Source organism: Mesorhizobium subarcticum, from assembly GCF_055456085.1.
Map to the genome: position 1 here is coordinate 685,824 of NZ_CM144237.1, position 16,675 is coordinate 702,498.

Annotated in this window: 10 protein-coding genes; 4 read left to right on the forward strand and 6 right to left on the reverse strand. The window is 63.7% G+C overall.

The annotated features are described in order from the left end of the window. Window positions 1–387: 387 nt before the first annotated feature. The gene (locus ACZYHG_RS03190) at window positions 388–1,077 is read left to right on the forward strand and encodes an antitoxin Xre/MbcA/ParS-like domain-containing protein (RefSeq protein ID WP_464612503.1); all 690 of its coding nucleotides are present in this window, start codon (window positions 388–390) and stop codon (window positions 1,075–1,077) included. 50 nt (window positions 1,078–1,127) lie between these two features. Here the strand turns inward: ACZYHG_RS03190 and ACZYHG_RS03195 are convergent, their stop codons facing one another. From ACZYHG_RS03195 to ACZYHG_RS03205, 3 genes are all read right to left on the reverse strand, one after another. Then, window positions 1,128–2,123 (reverse strand): sensor domain-containing diguanylate cyclase, encoded by a 996-nt coding sequence (locus ACZYHG_RS03195; protein ID WP_464612504.1) that lies wholly within the window; start codon window positions 2,121–2,123, stop codon window positions 1,128–1,130. 267 nt (window positions 2,124–2,390) lie between these two features. Further along, window positions 2,391–4,670, reverse strand: coding sequence for an NADP-dependent malic enzyme (locus ACZYHG_RS03200; RefSeq protein WP_464612505.1), 2,280 nt, complete (start codon window positions 4,668–4,670; stop codon window positions 2,391–2,393). A gap of 133 nt (window positions 4,671–4,803) precedes the next feature. Further along, window positions 4,804–5,958, reverse strand: a complete 1,155-nt coding sequence (locus ACZYHG_RS03205; protein WP_464612506.1) for a glycosyltransferase — start codon at window positions 5,956–5,958, stop codon at window positions 4,804–4,806. 187 nt (window positions 5,959–6,145) lie between these two features. Between ACZYHG_RS03205 and mutS the strand changes: the two genes are divergently transcribed. Further along, the gene (gene mutS, locus ACZYHG_RS03210; RefSeq protein ID WP_464612507.1) at window positions 6,146–8,875 is read left to right on the forward strand and encodes a DNA mismatch repair protein MutS; all 2,730 of its coding nucleotides are present in this window, start codon (window positions 6,146–6,148) and stop codon (window positions 8,873–8,875) included. Here the strand turns inward: mutS and ACZYHG_RS03215 are convergent, their stop codons facing one another. The 3 genes from ACZYHG_RS03215 to ACZYHG_RS03225 form a co-directional block, all read right to left on the reverse strand. After that, window positions 8,876–9,721, reverse strand: a complete 846-nt coding sequence (locus ACZYHG_RS03215; RefSeq protein ID WP_464612508.1) for an aldo/keto reductase — start codon at window positions 9,719–9,721, stop codon at window positions 8,876–8,878. An 87-nt stretch (window positions 9,722–9,808) separates the two neighbouring features. After that, on the reverse strand, window positions 9,809–10,198 hold the full coding sequence (copM, locus tag ACZYHG_RS03220; protein WP_464612509.1) for a CopM family metallochaperone: 390 nt from the start codon (window positions 10,196–10,198) through the stop codon (window positions 9,809–9,811). A 59-nt stretch (window positions 10,199–10,257) separates the two neighbouring features. Continuing rightward, a complete protein-coding gene (locus ACZYHG_RS03225) occupies window positions 10,258–12,759 on the reverse strand; it encodes a heavy metal translocating P-type ATPase (RefSeq protein WP_464612510.1) in 2,502 nt (833 codons plus the stop codon). Window positions 12,760–12,949: 190 nt separating this feature from the next. Here ACZYHG_RS03225 and ACZYHG_RS03230 point away from each other — a divergent pair, with 190 nt between their 5' ends. Together ACZYHG_RS03230 and ACZYHG_RS03235 are read left to right on the forward strand one after the other, a co-directional pair. Next, on the forward strand, window positions 12,950–13,810 hold the full coding sequence (locus tag ACZYHG_RS03230) for a glycosyltransferase family 25 protein (protein WP_464612511.1): 861 nt from the start codon (window positions 12,950–12,952) through the stop codon (window positions 13,808–13,810). Between the two features lie 34 nt (window positions 13,811–13,844). Next, complete coding sequence (locus ACZYHG_RS03235; protein WP_464612512.1) at window positions 13,845–16,646, forward strand: [protein-PII] uridylyltransferase; 2,802 nt, start codon at window positions 13,845–13,847, stop codon at window positions 16,644–16,646. The last annotated feature ends 29 nt before the right edge of the window (window positions 16,647–16,675 follow it).

Below are 16,675 nucleotides of genomic sequence, written 5' to 3' on the forward strand. Positions count from 1 at the left end.
GGCCAGAGGGGGGCGCTGTCCCACCGGCATTTCCAATGTTTACTTCACAGGGCGCGACGCCCGCCGAGAGCGTGGGGCACGGCGCAAGCATTGCTACGCAGCGATCCTTCGCGCCCCCCTCTGCCCTGCCGGGCATCTCCCCCACGAGGGGGGAGATCGGCAACTTCAATGTCGCGTGATTGTCATATATCGCTCCTACACGAAAACGAGAGCGTCCCGTGACTGACATTTCGGGGCGCTCGCAGTCAGATGGGGTGTTGAAAGATGCAAGACAGCAAGCTGTCGGGCGGATGTATTCGTTCGCGCCGCGATTTCCGTTTTCCGCGCTAGAAATTCCGCAACAGGCCGCAGCCGAGGGAGGAGCGCGCGCGGCCAGAAGACAGATGCATGAGCAGATTTCAGACAACCGGTCTCGGACAGGACGACTTCGCGGAGATGGTCGCCGAGGACGTCGAGCGCGCACTTGCCCGCCATGACGAGGCTATAAACCAATCCACGGTGGTATCGCTCGGCAAGATCGCCGCCGGCATAGCTTCGGCCGTAACCTTGCTGTCGCCGAAGCATCAGCGCGCCATCGACGCCATCCATGCCGACCTTCCCGGCCTTGCCTCGAAATTCGTGCGCGCGCTGGCGGCGGAAGCCGCGCGCCGCAGCGAAGCCGGCACCGCCGGAAATCCACCGACAGCATTGCTGGCCAATGAGACGCCTCCCTCGCCATCCGACGACCTCGAATCGATGTTGATCGAGGACTGGGCCGGCCGCGTCGCCGGCTCGACCTATCTGGAAGAGAATTTGCACATTGCCCGCTCGACCCTGCATCGCTGGCAAAGGCGAAACAACGTCATCGCCTTGCGCAAGGGTGGCCGCAAACACGTCTTCCCGTTGGCGCAGTTCGTCGACGGCAGGCCAGTGGCGGGCATAAGCGACGTGCTGTCCCTGATCGGCAATCCGAGGCTCGCCTGGCTGTGGCTGACTCGGCCTGCGGTGCAACTCGACGGCCGCATTCCGATCGACCTGCTGCGCGAGGATCAGGTCGACGACGTTGTGGAAGCGGCAAGGGTGTTCGCGCCGGGCTGAAGCCGGCACTGTCGGATATCGGAGTCGACGTTAAATTCGTACCGATAGCTCTACGCGGTCTTGCGAAGGTGAGGCCCGGACGATGGTTGTTGCGGCGTCATTTCGCTGGCGGTGACCAGGCGATTGCGACCGCTTTTTTTGCCGATGTACATCAGCAGGTCGGCGAGCGCGATCAGCGCTTCGGAGTCCGCAGCCTCCGCCGGATATATGGCCACGCCAACAGTGCAGCCGACCTGGATGGCGCCATTGGGCGTCGGAACCTTTATCCGCAACCTTTCCAGGATGCGTTCAGCGACACGCACGGCCTTCAGCTGTGCCAGATCGGTGTCGGCCGAGAACAGGAAGGCGAACTCGTCGCCGCCAAGCCGGGCAACGAAATCGGCGCTGCGCAGGATCGAGCGAAGCTGGCCCGACACGCGCTGCAGCAGCGCATCGCCGGCCTCGTGGCCGAGCGTATCGTTGACTTCCTTGAACCGGTCGAGGTCGATGAACAGAAGCCCAGCCGCCTCGCCGGTGGCGCCACAGCGCGCAACCACCGATTTGAGCTCGTTGTGGAAGGCACGCCGGTTGGGCAGGTCGGTCAAGGCATCGTGGTTGGCCGAGTGATCGCTCTGCTGCTTGGCAACCTCGATTTCGCGCTTTTGCGCCGACAGTTCCTCATTGGCGGTCTTCAGGTCCAGAAGCAGCTGGGCGTTGAGGTCCTCGACCACCTTGCGGTCGCTGATGTCGACGACGAAGCCTTCCAGGAATTCGAGTTCGCCGGCCTCGTCCCAGACACCGCCGCCGATCTCACGGACCCAGAGTGGTTCGCCGACCTGCGGCACGATGCGGTAGTCGACGTTCCAGTTGCAGCGCGCCTCGAGCGCGGCGTCGACGGCGGCATAGACCGACGGCAAATCATCCGGGTGGATTGCCGAGACATAGTCTCGTACGGCGTTGTGAATGAAATCGCTCGGCCGATAGCCGCTGACGGTGAAAATGCCGTCGCTGATATAGAGCATGGTGTAGGACGCGTCGTTGCGGCAACGGTAGAGATAACCGTCCATGCGCCCGGGATGCTGAGCAAAGCATCCAATCGCTCGTCGTGGTAGGCTCGCTCGCCGGCCACGGATACAGAAACGCCGTCATGCTTCATGGCCGCACCCCCATTTGGCGGTCTGAGCGCGCCGTGGATGCCGTTACGGCATGCGGCAAGAGCTTCCCTATATCAGCTGAATCTTATCAAGATGTTATGGGGGGCCGGTGGCGGTTTGAAGGCCGCCTCGTTCGAAAGCCGGAATCGTTGGCTTTTCGTCCCTTGCGTAGACCGCTACTCACGTCCCCGCCGTATACGCCGCGATCGCCGCCATGTTGACGATATCGCTGTCCTTGGCGTTCAGCGACACGATCTGCACCGGCTTGTTCAGGCCGACCAGCAGCGGGCCGATGACTGTCGAGCCGCCGAGTTCCTGCAGCATCTTGGTCGAGATCGAGGCCGAGTGGAAGGCTGGCATGATCAGCACATTGGCCGGGCCCGTCAGCCTTATGAACGGGTACTGCGCCATGGCGCGCGCGTTGAGCGCCACGTCGGCGGCCATTTCGCCGTCATATTCGAAGTCGACGCGGCGCTTGTCGAGGATGCGCACGGCTTCCTGGACGCGCTCGGAGCGTTCGCCCTGCGGATGCCCGAAGGTGGAATAGGCGAGCATGGCGAGCCGCGGCTCATAGCCCATGCGGCGGGCAAAGCCTGCCGCCTCCTCGGCGATGTCGGCGATCTGCTCGGCGTTCGGCATGTCGTGCACAGCGGTGTCGGCGACCAGCACTGTCTTGCCCCGCGCCAACACGATCGAAACGCCGATGACGCGGTGGCCCGGCTTGGCGTCGATGACGCGGCGGATGTCGTCCAGCGCTGTCGAATAGTTGCGGGTGACGCCGGTGACGATGCCGTCGGCATCGCCCAGCGCCACCATGCAGGCGGCAAAATGGTTGCGGTCGTTGTTGATCAGGCGCTGGCAGTCGCGAAACAGGAAGCCTTTGCGCTGCATGCGCTCGTAGAGATAATCGGTGTAGATGCCGTTGCGGCGCGACAGCCTGGCATTGATGATCTCGATGCCTTGCTTGTTGAGGTCTATGCCGGCGTGCTTGGCGTTTTCCTTGATGACATCGTCGCGGCCAAGCAGGATGGCGGTGCCGAGCCGCTGGTTCACGTAGGAGACGGCGGCGCGCATCACCTGCTCCTCCTCGCCCTCGGCGAAGACGATGCGCTTGGGCTGGCGGCGCACGCGGTCGTATATGCGTTGCAAGGTGGAGGCGATCGGGTCGCGGCGGGCCGAGAGCTCTTGGGCGTAACGGTCGAGGTCGAGGATTGGCTTGCGGGCAACGCCCGAATCCATTGCCGCCTTGGCCACCGCAAGCGGAATGGCCGAGATCAGGCGCGGATCGAACGGCACCGGGATGATGTAGTTGGGGCCGAATTTCGGCCGGTTGCCCTGGTAGGCGGCGGCAACGTCGTCGGGCACGTCCTGGCGCGCCAGTGCGGCCAGCGCCTGGGCGGCGGCAATCTTCATGTCGTCATTGATGGTGGTGGCCCTGACATCCAGCGCACCGCGGAAGATGTAGGGGAAGCCGAGCACGTTGTTGACCTGGTTCGGGTAATCCGAACGGCCAGTCGCCATGATGGCGTCGGTGCGGATCTCGGCCACTTCCTCCGGCGTGATTTCCGGATCGGGATTGGCCATGGCGAAGATGATCGGGTTCTTGGCCATCGATTGCACCATGGCGGTGGTCAACGCGCCCTTGGCCGAGAGGCCGAGAAAAACGTCGGCACCATCGAGCGCCTCGGCAAGGCTGCGCGCATCGGTCTTGGCGGCATGCGCCGACTTCCACTGGTTCATGCCTTCGGTGCGGCCCTGGAAGACCACGCCCTTGGTGTCGCACAGGATGATGTTTTCGGGCGCAAAGCCCATCGCCTTCATCAACTCGATACAGGCGATGCCGGCGGCACCGGCGCCATTGCAGACCATTTTGGTGGTCTTCATGTCGCGGCCGGTGATTTCCAGCGCGTTGATCAGGCCGGCGGCCGAGATAATGGCGGTGCCGTGCTGGTCGTCGTGGAAGACCGGTATGTCCATCAGTTCGCGCAGGCGTTGCTCGATGATGAAGCACTCCGGCGCCTTGATGTCCTCGAGGTTGATGCCGCCGAAGGAGGGCCCGAGGAAGCGCACGCAGTTGATGAACTCATCGGCGTCCTCGGTGTCGACCTCAAGGTCGATGGAATCGACATCGGCGAAGCGCTTGAACAGCACCGCCTTGCCTTCCATCACCGGCTTGGAGGCCAGCGCGCCGAGATTGCCGAGGCCAAGAATGGCGGTGCCGTTGGAAATGACGGCGACCATGTTGCCCCGCGTCGTGTAGTCGAAGGCGCGGCTGGGGTCTTCGGCGATTGCCAGAACCGGCACCGCGACACCCGGCGAATAGGCGAGGCTGAGGTCACGCTGCGTCGCCATCGGCTTGGTGGCGACGACCTCCAGCTTGCCGGGGCGGCCCATGGCGTGGAATTCGAGCGCCTCCTGGGCGCTGACGGACGGACCGCTGTTTTCGGTTTTCCTGGCCATGATGCTTTTGATTTCCTCGCCGGTGCAGCACCTCGTTGAAGCGGGTGCTTTGTTTCGCTCCGAATTAAGACCACGCGCCGCCCCGTGTAAACCGCCAAGCTCGGCAAAGCTGCTTCAAAGCGGAAACGTTCGGTCAGGAACCATGCTGCGCTGGCTTGAATGCCGCGATCTCACGTGCATGCTCGCGCAGTGTGGCCCAGCGCATCAAGGTTCCAGCACCCTGAAATGGCCATTGCGAGAAGGGCGGGTCGCTGCTGCCCAGGCGCTGCTTCAGTGTCGACAGATAGGCCGTCAGGTCCAGCCGCCCGGCCCGCACTTTTTCCAGCGTGCGCTCGCGGATTTCCTCACGCGGGATGGCGCGGTCACGGAGCCGCTCGACAGCGCGCCTGATGGCTGCCGGTTCCGGCTCGACGATCATGCAATAGTCCGGGTCGAAAAAGACATCCCGGCCGCCGAGGCTTGGCGTGCTAACGATCGGCAGACCGGCGAGCAGATATTCCATGGAGGCATACATCGCCCCCTCCTCGGCCGACAGGCAAAGGCCGACGGCGGCCTGATTGTAGACGCGATTGACTTCGGGTGTTGTCAGCTTGGCGGTCATGCCGTCGACGATCGGATTGGCGATGTGATGCAGCGGTGATTGCGCCTGCAGGCGGCGGATAAAGGCGCGGGCGCCTTCTGGTGACACCTCGCCGATCGAAAAGGTGATATGGACCAGCCTTTCAATGTCGAGCGCGAGATAATGGCGCTTGGTGTGCGAAATGCGGCCATTATATACAGCATCGAATACGACCGGCACGTCCGGCAACGGGCGGAATATCTCCTCCGAGACCATGAGATTGTGGTTGGAAACAATCGCGGTGCCGCCGGCCGCGGCGACAAGGCGACGCTCCTCCTCGGTGTTGCAGAGGAAAATCAGCTCGTGAAGCGGGAAGCGCTCGCGGTACCAGACTAGATCCGCGCCCATCCTTCCGACCACATGCGGCCGCTCCAATGTCCAGTTCGGCGACAGCAGCAAGGTCGCGCGCCGCTTGGCCAGGCGCCGGCCGATGGCGGCGACGGTGGAGAGCGGGCGGGCGCCGCCGACCGGCGTGTAGAGTATCAGCGGATCGTGGCTGACCGCATAACCCGAAACGACCATGCCCCCGTCGACATCCCGCAACGGACCGTGGATCGGAAGCAAGAAAGGTATGCGCTTGGCGGCCGAAAGCCGGACCTTGCCAAGAACCTTGGCCGCGCGCCGTACGATGTCCAGCCGTTCGAAGGGCGAACGGACTGCGCCGATCATCTCCTCAAATGCTTCCTGGCCAAACCTGTCCATCTGCCAATGCCTTGTCCGCAGCGATGATTAGGTGCGACTTCACATCGTTGCAATGCCGGTGACCCATCAAACGAGGGTGGCGGCAACGCAGTCGTCCCCTGCTTTTCGAGGCGCCGGCATTAAACCCTGCCATCACATCTGCTAGCGTGTCGGCATGAACATGCACATCCCCAACGAGCCGGACGCCCCCGAGGCGATGACGCCATTGCCCACCGCTTCGGCCGCAGTGACGCCGATGATGGAGCAGTTCATCGAGATCAAGGCGGCGAACCCGGATTCGCTGCTGTTCTACCGCATGGGCGATTTCTACGAGCTGTTCTTCGACGATGCCGAAAAGGCGAGCCGAGCGTTGGGTATCGTCTTGACCAAGCGCGGCAAGCACCAGGGCCACGATATCCCGATGTGCGGCGTGCCGGTGCATGCGGCCGACGACTATCTGCAGAAGCTGATCGGCCAGGGGTTCCGCGTCGCCGTCTGCGAGCAGATCGAGGATCCGGCCGAGGCGAAGAAGCGCGGGGGCAAATCCGTGGTGCGCCGCGACGTGGTGCGGCTGGTAACGCCAGGCACCATCACCGAAGACAAATTGCTGGCGCCGTCGGAATCGAGCTTCCTGATGGCGCTGGGGCGGGTGAAAGGTGGGGCCGACCACAGCTTTGCAATTGCCTGGATCGATATCTCGACCGGGGCGTTCCGTGTTGCCGAGACCACCGCCGACCGGCTGCTGGCCGACATCTTCCGCGTTGACCCACGCGAGCTGATCGTCGCCGAGCCGGTGTTTCATGATCCCGAGCTGAAGCCGGTGTTCGACGTGCTTGGCCGCGTCGCCAGCCCACAGCCGCCGAGCCTGTTCGATTCGGCCTCGGCCACCGGGCGCATCGCGCGCTTCTTCGACGTGGCGACGCCCGACAGTTTCGGGGCGTTTTCGCGCGCCGAACTGTCGGCGATCTCGGGCGCCATCGCCTATGTCGAGAAGACGCAGAAGGCAGAGCGGCCGCCATTGTCGCGGCCGGAGCGCGAGGAGCAGGGTTCGACCCTGTTCATCGATCCGGCAACGCGCGGCAATCTCGAGCTCTTGCGCACACTGTCCGGCAGCCGCGAGGGTTCGCTGTTCAAGGCGATCGACCGCACGGTGACGGGCGGCGGCGCAAGGCTGCTCGCCGACCGGCTGATGGCGCCGCTGACCGACCCGGCTGCCATCAGCGCCCGGCTGGATTCGGTTTCGTTCTTCCGCTCCGAGACGCGGCTGTGCCAGGCGGTGCGGACGAGCCTGAAAAGCGTCGCCGACATGCCGCGCGCGCTGTCGAGACTGGCGCTCAACCGCGGCGGCCCGCGCGATCTCGGTGCGCTGCGCGCCGGTTTCGAGGCCGCCGGCGCGATCGCCGAAATCTTTGCCGCGACCGCCCTGCCCCAGGAATTGACGACATCGCTAGACGCTGTTCAAGCACTGCCCCAGGCGCTTGCCCGGCATCTGATGCAGGCGCTGGGCGAGGAGCTGCCGTTGCTCAAGCGCGACGGCGGCTTCGTGCGTGGCGGCTACCACCCGGAACTCGATGAGATGCGGGCACTGCGCGACGAATCGCGAAAGGTGATCGCCGGGCTGGAGCGCTCGCTGATCGAGGAGACCGGCATCCGCTCGCTGAAGATCCGGCACAACAATGTGCTCGGCTATTATATCGAGGTGACCGCCAACCATCATGCGATCATGACCGGCAGCGACGGCGCCAAGGCCCGCTTCATCCATCGCCAGACCATGGCTAACGCCATGCGCTTCACCACGACCGAGCTTGCCGAACTCGAAACCAAGATCGCCAATGCCGCCGACCGGGCACTGAGCATCGAACTGGCCGCCTTCGATGCGCTGACGGCGGAAGCCGTCGGCGAGGCGGGAAAAATCCGCGCCGGCGCTGATGCGCTGGCCGTGATCGACGTGTCGGCGGCACTCGCGCTTCTGTCGGAAAGCGAGGCCTGGTGCCGGCCTGTCGTGGATTCCAGCCTCGCCTTCGAGATTTCGGGCGGCCGGCATCCGGTGGTCGAGCAGGCGCTGCGACGTTCCGGCGAAGGCCCGTTCGTTGCCAATGATTGCGACCTGTCACCGGAAGGGAACGCGAAGAATGGCGCGATCTGGCTGCTGACCGGCCCCAATATGGGTGGTAAGTCGACCTTCCTGCGCCAGAATGCCCTGATCGCCATCCTGGCCCAGACCGGCTCCTTCGTGCCGGCGGCATCGGCTCATATCGGCGTCGTCGACCGGTTGTTCTCGCGCGTCGGTGCCTCCGACGATCTGGCGCGCGGCCGCTCGACCTTCATGGTCGAGATGGTCGAAACGGCGGCGATCCTCAACCAGGCCGGCGAACGGGCGCTGGTGATCCTTGACGAGATCGGCCGCGGCACCGCCACTTTCGACGGCCTGTCGATCGCCTGGGCGGCAGTGGAATACCTGCACGAGAAGAACCGCTGCCGGGCGATCTTCGCCACCCATTTCCACGAAATGACCTCGCTCGCCGGCAAGCTGGCGCGGCTGCACAACGTCACCATGCGGGTCAAGGAATGGGAAAACGACGTCGTCTTCCTGCATGAGGTCGGCAAGGGTGCGGCCGACCGCTCCTACGGCGTGCAGGTGGCGCGACTGGCCGGCCTGCCGGAAGCCGTGGTCGACCGCGCAAAGCAGGTACTGCACCAGTTGGAGGAAGGCGAAGTTTCGGGCAAGACCAACCGTCTGGTAGACGACCTGCCGCTGTTTTCCGTGGCGGTAAAGCGCGAGGCAGCGAAGCCGGTGAAGAACGACGCGCTGGGTGCTGCGCTCGGCGACATCAACCCCGACGAGATGACGCCACGGGAAGCGCTCGAGGCATTGTACCGGCTGAAGGGGCTGGCCGGGAAGTAATCAGATCATCTCCAGCCCGCGCTTGCGCGTCGGTGGCGGGAACGCGCGGTCGAGATCGGCGAGGTCCTGCGGCGTAAGCTTGATGTCGAGCGCGGCAAAATTCTGACGCACATGCTCCTGGCTGCTGGCCTTGGGAATGGCGATGACGCCGTCCTGCTGCATCACCCAGGCGAGAGCGATCTGTGCAGGGGTGGCATTGTGGCGGGAGGCGACGGCGTCGAGCCGGCCGTTGTGCGCCAGCGCGCCTTGCTCGACCGGCGAATAGGCCATCAGCGGAATGCCGCGCTGCCGGCTCCAGGGTGCGAGATCGAACTCGAGGCCGCGCCGGACGAGGTTGTAGAGCACCTGGTTGGTCTGGACGTTGCCGCCATTGGCCACGCCGACCAGCTCTTCCATTTCCTCGGTGTCGAAATTGCTGACGCCCCAGTGACGGATCTTGCCGGCCTTTTTCAGCGCCTCGAAAGCCCCGACCGTCTCCGACAGCGGCACGCTGCCCGGCCAATGCAAGAGATAGAGGTCGATGCGGTCGGTGCGCAGCCGCTTCAGGCTGTTTTCGCAGGCGCGCTGCACACCGGCGCGGGAAGCGTTTGACGGCAGCACTTTCGAGACCAGGAAGGTCTCGTCGCGATGCCCGGCAATGGCCTCGGCCACCACCTCCTCGGCGCCGCCGCTGGCATACATTTCGGCGGTGTCGATCAGCGTGATGCCAAGGTCGAGGCCGAGCTTTAGAGCGTTCACTTCACCGGCCCGGCGGCGCGAATCCTCGCCCATCTTCCATGTGCCCTGGCCGAGCACCGCAATGGCTTCGCCTTGGGGTAGCGTGGTGGTTCTGATGGTCGGTGGCATGGCAGGCTCCGTTTGAGGCCGGATCGCATCACAGGGCGGGCGGGAAATCCAGAGATATCCTCGCCCGATTCTTCGTCGCGAAAAGGCTCACTTCACCGGATGGGCTGCGAGCCAATCCTGCATCTGCTTGATCTCGGCTTCCTGCGCGGCGATGACGCCTTCGGCGAGCTTGCGGATTTCCGGGTCCTTGCCATTGGCAAGCTCGACCTTGGCCATGTCGATGGCGCCCTGATGGTGCGGGATCATGCCCCTGATAAAGTCGGCATCGGCATTGCCGGTGTATTTGACCATCATGCCCTTGTGCATCTTGTCCATCGCCTTCTTGTAGCCAACGGTGGCAGGGCTTTGCGCCCCCATCGCCATGCCGGCCATGTCATGTTTCATCTCTTCGCTCTGCGCCGGGACGCTTTCGAGGAAGACGGCGAGCAGCATCCCGGCCGCCATCAGCAAAAGCACGAGTTTTTTAGCCAAGGTCATTCATGGTCTCCTGTTGCTTCGGTGTTGTATTTTTGGGGTTTCGTATTTGGGGGTTTGGATCAGAGTTTCAACGTTCTTAGCCGCAATGCGTTTGCGATAACCGAGACGGAGGATAGGCTCATCGCCGCCGCCGCCAGCATTGGCGACAAAAGCGTGCCGGTGAGCGGATAGAGCACGCCGGCGGCGACCGGCACGCCAAGCACATTGTAGAGGAAGGCGAAGAACAGGTTCTGGCGGATGTTGCGGATTGTTGCCTGGGCCAGCGTTCGAGCCCGCACGATGCCGTTGAGGTCGCCCTTGACCAGGGTGATGCCGGCGCTTTCGACGGCGACATCGGCACCGGTGCCCATGGCGATGCCGACATCGGCGCTGGCCAAGGCCGGTGCGTCGTTGACGCCGTCGCCGGCCATGGCGACGGCCTTGCCCTTGGCGCGCAGCTCTTCGACCAGGGCTGCCTTCTGTTCCGGCAGCAGCCCGGCGCGGACCTCATCGATACCGAGGCTTTTGGCGATCGCCCTGGCGGTGCGCTCATTGTCACCGGTCGCCATGATGATCCTCAAGCCGCTGTCATGCAGCGCCCGGATCGCCTCGGCGGTGGTCGCCTTGACCGGATCGGCGACGGCGACGATGCCGGCCAGTCTGCCGCCGACAGCGACGAACATTGCCGTCTTGCCTTCGACCTGCAGCGCCTCGACCTTGGCCGACATGGCGGATATCTCGATGCCAAGACCGGCCATCATGGCGGCATTGCCGAGAGCGACAGTTTTTCCAGAGACCGTGCCGGACACCCCCTTTCCGGTGATTGCCTCGAAATCTCCCGCATCGGCGACGGCTATACCGCGCGCGGCGGCGCCTTCGACGATGGCCTCGGCCAGCGGATGCTCCGACCCCTTCTCCAGGCCGGCTGCAAGCGCCAGCAATTCGTCTTCGGAAAAGTCGTTTGCCGCGAGAACATCGGTCAGTTTCGGCCGGCCCTCGGTCAGCGTTCCCGTCTTGTCGATGATCAGCGTGTCGACGGAAGCAAAGCGTTCGAGCGCAGCGGCTTCCTTGATCAGCACGCCGGCATGCGCCCCGCGCCCGGTGGCGGTCATGATCGACATCGGCGTGGCGAGGCCGAGCGCGCAGGGACAGGCGATGATCAGCACCGAGACCGCCGAGACGATGGCAAAGATCAGGCTGGGCTCCGGGCCAAAGACTGCCCAGGCAATGAACGCAGCGATCGCGACAAGGACCACTGCCGGGACAAAGTAGAAGGAAACGCGGTCAGCCAACCCTTGAATGGGAGCGCGCGAGCGCTGTGCCTTGGCGACGAGTTCGGCGATGCGCGCAAGCGTGGTCTCGGAGCCTATCCGCTCGGCGCGCATGATCAGCGAGCCTTGTCTGTTGAGCGTGCCGCCGGTCAGGGCGTCGCCCTCGGCCTTTTCGACCGGCAACGGCTCGCCCGTGATCATCGATTCGTCGATGGAAGAGCGGCCTTCGAGCACGGTGCCGTCGACCGGCACGGCATCGCCGGGCCGAATGCGCAGGCGATCCCCGGCCTTGACGCTGTCCAGCGGCACATCGCTCTCTGACCCGTCCCCGTCGATACGCCGCGCGGTCTTTGGCGCCAGATCGAGCAAGGCGCGGATCGCCGAGCCGGTCTTTTCGCGGGCGCGCAATTCCAGCACCTGGCCGAGGAAGACCAGGGCGACAATGACAGCGGCGGCCTCGAAATAGACCGGCACCGCACCGCCATGGCTGCGGAACTGGTGCGGGAAGATGTCGGGGAAGAAGGTGGCGATAATGCTGTAGAGATACGCGGCACCGACGCCGAGTGAGATCAGCGTCCACATATTGGGGCTGCGATTGAGGATCGATTCCCAGCCGCGATGGAAGAACGGGAACGCAGCCCACAGCACCACCGGGCTCGCCAACGCCAACTCAACCCAGGTCTTTGTCCGATCGCTGACCAGATTTTCGAAGCTCAGGCCGACCATCGGCGCCATGGCGATGATCAGAAGCGGGACCGACAGGGCCGCGCTGACCCACAACCGCCTGGTGAAGTCGACCAGTTCGGGATTTGGCCCTTCATCGCCTGTTGGCAGGCCCATCGGCTCAAGAGCCATGCCACAGATCGGGCAGGAACCGGGCTTGTCGCGGATGATCTCGGGATGCATCGGGCAGGTGTATTGCGTGCCCTTAGGCGCCGGCACCGGCGCTGGCCTGTCGCCGAGCCAGGTTTGCGGTGCTGCTTCGAATTTCGCCTTGCAGCCGGCGGAACAGAAATAGAAGCCCTGCCCTTCATGACGAACAAAGTGCCTGGCCGTGGCGCGGTCGACGCTCATGCCGCAGACGGGGTCGGTGGCCGTCAGGTATTTTTCCGGCTCCGCGACAAATTTCGTGCGGCAGCCTTCGCTGCAAAAATGATAGAGCCTGCCGCCGTGCTCTGCTGTCGGCTTGCCGGTGGCCGGATCCACTGTCATGCCACAGACTGGATCGCGCAGAACCGCATCCACGACCGCGCCTTTGGGCGAACAGCAGCCGCCATGGGCGCCGTGGTGGTCATGATCTGAATGCGTCATTGAAAAAATGCCTTTATGCCTCTGTCTAATGCGGAGGTAGTGCTTCCAGTAACTGGAAGGTCAAGGGCTATTTGGATTTTCGTGTTTTCGGCCGTAGACTGGGCCAGTCGTTCGGAAGGCCCGTACGCCGGAGCACCGCATGTGCTAGAGGGTGCCGATATTCAAAAATGGTGCCGTTTCCTTTAAAACAATGAAGTGTCTGGTCATCAATCTCGATCGGTCACCTGACCGACTTGCCCATATAACGACGGAGTTTGCCCGCATCGGCATCGCCTTCCAGCGAATCGTTGCAACGGATGCCCGTGACCGTCCTGACCTGATGCTGCAACCACAGCACGCGCTGTACGGCGTCCGGCATTTGACCGCCACCGAGGTGGCCTGCATGCACAGCCACCGCGCCTGCTGGTCGATCATCGCCCATGATAACGCTCCCTATGGCGCGGTGTTCGAGGACGACATCGTGTTTTCGGCAAAAGCCGGTGCGCTGCTTGCCGACATCAGCTGGATTCCAGCGGATGCCGATGTCGTCAAGCTCGAAACATTCTTTAGAAAAACCATGATCCAGCGAAAAAGGACTGCCGTCGGCAGCGGCTTTTTCCTCTCCAGGCTCATCTGGAACCACGTTGGAACCGGCGGCTACATCCTGTCGAGGCAGATGGCGCGCAACCTGTTCGAATCCACAGCACTGGCCAACGTGGTCTCCGATGATGCCGTCTTCAATCCGGCGTTCCCGACGGCGACCGGCAAGACAATCTACCAGCTCATTCCCGCGATTTGCGTGCAGGATCAGTTCGTCGGCGACAGATTTCCAAGCCTGCTTTACGAGGAAAGGGAGGCCTCCTGGGACGCAAGCGGGCTTAACACGAAACGACGAAGGCCGATCGCCGAGAAGGTCTGGAAAGAGACAAGGCGGATCATCGAGTGGGTCGCCGACTACGGCAGGCTGCGGCGATTTACGATCGTCCCTTTCGATGCGCCCGGGGCGCAAGACCAGCCCACATGCGGCGCTGTCGACCGGCCCCATACCCAGCGCCGCGAAAACACGCTATAGACGCCGCCCAAAAGGCAAGGCCAACCGGGTACCTATGGCGAAAATCTCCCTGAAGCTCAATGAACTGATCGACGGCGAAGCCTTGCGCCGCGAGATGACCGCGCTGACGACGGCCACCGACGGCGATGGTTCCGGAAAGGCCGCCCGTGCCGGCGCTCTACAGCTTCTCAAGGCCCGGCTCGCCGAAGGCCGAAAGATCGCCGAGGCGATGCTGATGGAGGACGGCGGCGGCAATGCCTGCGCCGAGCGGCTGTCGCATCTGATGGATGAGCTGATCCGGACGCTTTACGATTTCGCGGCAAACCATGTCTATCGGGTGAAGAACCGGTCGTCGGCGGAGCGCATGGCCGTCGTGGCGGTCGGCGGCTACGGCCGCGGCACGCTGGCGCCGGGATCCGACATCGATCTTCTGTTCCTGTTGCCCTACAAGCAGACGCCGTGGGGCGAACAGACCGTCGAATACATGCTCTACATGCTGTGGGATCTGGGCTTAAAGGTCGGCCACGCCACCCGCAACATCGATGAGTGCCTGAGGCTGTCGCGCACCGACATAACCATCCGTACCTCGATCCTGGAAGCGCGATTCCTGTGGGGCGAACGCAAGCTTTACGACGAGCTGATGCTGCGCTTCGACCATGAGGTGGTGCGCACCACCGGGCCGGAATATGTCCAGGCCAAGCTCGCCGAACGCGACGAGCGCCATGCCAAGGCCGGCGAGAGCCGCTATCTGGTCGAACCCAATGTCAAGGACGGCAAGGGCGGCTTGCGCGACCTGCAGACGCTGTTCTGGATCGGCAAGTATTTCTACCGGGTGCGTACCGGCGAGGAACTGGTCGACAAGGGCGTGTTCACCGAGGCCGAGTACCGCGAGTTCCAGAAGGCCGAGGATTTCCTGTGGGCGGTGCGTTGTCACATGCATTTCCTCACCGGCAAGGCCGAGGAGCGGCTGCATTTCGACATCCAGCGCGAGATTGCCGAACGGCTTGGCTACACGACCCATCCCGGCTTGTCGGCGGTCGAGCGCTTCATGAAGCACTACTTCCTGGTCGCCAAGGATGTCGGCGACCTTACCCGCATCTTCTGTGCCGCGCTCGAGGAGGAGCAGGCCAAGCACGTGCCGGGCTTCAACCGCATCTTCCTCACCTTCCAACGCCGCAAGCGCAAGCTTGCCGGCACGTCCGATTTCATTGTCGACAACCACCGTATCAACATCGCCGACGACCAGGTGTTCGAGCGCGATCCGGTCAATCTGCTGAGACTGTTCTGGTTCGCCGACAAGCACGGGCTGGAGTTCCATCCCGATGCGCTGAAGCTGCTGACCCGCTCGCTTGGCCTGGTCAACAAGTCGCTGCGTCGCGATGAGGAAGCCAACCGGCTGTTCCTCGACATATTGACCTCCGACCGAAATGCCGAACTCAATCTGCGGCGCATGAACGAGGCCGGACTGCTGGGCAGGCTGATCCCCGATTTCGGCAAGATCGTCGCCATGATGCAGTTCTCGATGTACCATCACTATACGGTCGACGAGCACCTGATCCGCTGCATCGGCGTGCTGGCCGAGATCGAGCGTGGCGACGGCGAGAAGGTGCATCCGCTGTCGCATTCGCTGATGCCGGGCCTGAGGAAGAGCCGCGAGGCGCTCTATGTCGCCGTGCTGCTGCACGACATCGCCAAGGGCAGGCTGGAGGATCACTCCGAGGCCGGCGCCCGGATCGCACGCCGCATCTGCCCGCATATGGGGATGTCGCCCGCCGACACCGAAACGGTTGCCTGGCTGGTCGAGAACCACCTCGTCATGTCGATGACGGCGCAGACCCGCGACCTCAATGACCGCAAGACAATCGAGGATTTCGCAGCGATCGTGCAGTCGGTCGAGCGGCTGAAGATGCTTTTGATCCTCACTGTCTGCGACATCAGGGGCGTCGGCCCCGGTGTGTGGAACGGCTGGAAGGGCCAGTTGCTGCGCACGCTCTACTATGAGACCGAGCTGCTTCTGACCGGCGGCTTCTCGGAAGTGTCGCGTGCCCAGCGCACGGCCGCGTCACGCGAACGCCTGGCCGAAGCGCTCGCCGATTGGCCCGAGAAGGACCGCAAGCGCTATGTCGGGCTGCACTACGAGAACTATCTGCTGGCCGTCGACCTGCCGGATCAGCTGCGCCACGCCGAATTCATCCGTGAGGCGGACGCGGCCGGCAACAGGCTCGCCACCATGGTCAAGACCCACCAATTCGAGGGGGTTACCGAAATCACCGTGCTGGCGCAGGACCATCCCCGCCTGCTGTCGGTGATCGCAGGTGCCTGTGCTGGGGCCGGCGGCAACATCGTCGACGCGCAGATCTTCACCACCTCGGACGGCCGTGCACTGGACACGATCCTGATCTCGAGGGAATTCGACCGCGACGAGGATGAGCGCCGGCGCGCCGAGCGTGTCGGCCGGCTGATCGAGGACGTGCTGTCGGGCAAGAGCTGGCTGCCGGAGATGATCGAGAAGCGCACCAAGCCCAGGCGCGGATCCAAGGTGTTCAAGATCCCGCCGCGCGCCGAAATCCGCAACACGCTGTCGAACCGATTCTCGGTCATCGAGGTCGAGGGGCTCGACCGGCCCGGCCTGCTGTCGGAGATCACCGGGACCTTGTCCGACCTGTCGCTCGACATCGCCTCGGCGCACATCACCACCTTCGGCGAAAAGGTCATCGACACCTTCTATGTCACCGACCTCACCGGCCAGAAGATCGACAGCCCGGCCCGCATCAATACGATCCGCAACCGGCTGATGGCGACGCTGGAAGGCATCGCGCCCGAACGCAGCGGCAAGGCCAAGGCGGCCGCCGAGTGACGACAATTTCCCCTTCCCAATTCCGCAGG

Bases quoted from the DNA above. Each gene is read 5' to 3' on its own strand.
- ACZYHG_RS03190 (WP_464612503.1), top strand. From the start codon at position 388: ATGAGCAGATTTCAGACAACCGGTCTCGGACAGGACGACTTCGCGGAG.
- ACZYHG_RS03195 (WP_464612504.1), bottom strand. From the start codon at position 2,123: ATGGACGGTTATCTCTACCGTTGCCGCAACGACGCGTCCTACACCATG.
- ACZYHG_RS03200 (WP_464612505.1), bottom strand. From the start codon at position 4,670: ATGGCCAGGAAAACCGAAAACAGCGGTCCGTCCGTCAGCGCCCAGGAG.
- ACZYHG_RS03205 (WP_464612506.1), bottom strand. From the start codon at position 5,958: ATGATCGGCGCAGTCCGTTCGCCCTTCGAACGGCTGGACATCGTACGG.
- mutS (WP_464612507.1), top strand. From the start codon at position 6,146: ATGAACATGCACATCCCCAACGAGCCGGACGCCCCCGAGGCGATGACG.
- ACZYHG_RS03215 (WP_464612508.1), bottom strand. From the start codon at position 9,721: ATGCCACCGACCATCAGAACCACCACGCTACCCCAAGGCGAAGCCATT.
- copM (WP_464612509.1), bottom strand. From the start codon at position 10,198: ATGACCTTGGCTAAAAAACTCGTGCTTTTGCTGATGGCGGCCGGGATG.
- ACZYHG_RS03225 (WP_464612510.1), bottom strand. From the start codon at position 12,759: ATGACGCATTCAGATCATGACCACCACGGCGCCCATGGCGGCTGCTGT.
- ACZYHG_RS03230 (WP_464612511.1), top strand. From the start codon at position 12,950: ATGAAGTGTCTGGTCATCAATCTCGATCGGTCACCTGACCGACTTGCC.
- ACZYHG_RS03235 (WP_464612512.1), top strand. From the start codon at position 13,845: ATGGCGAAAATCTCCCTGAAGCTCAATGAACTGATCGACGGCGAAGCC.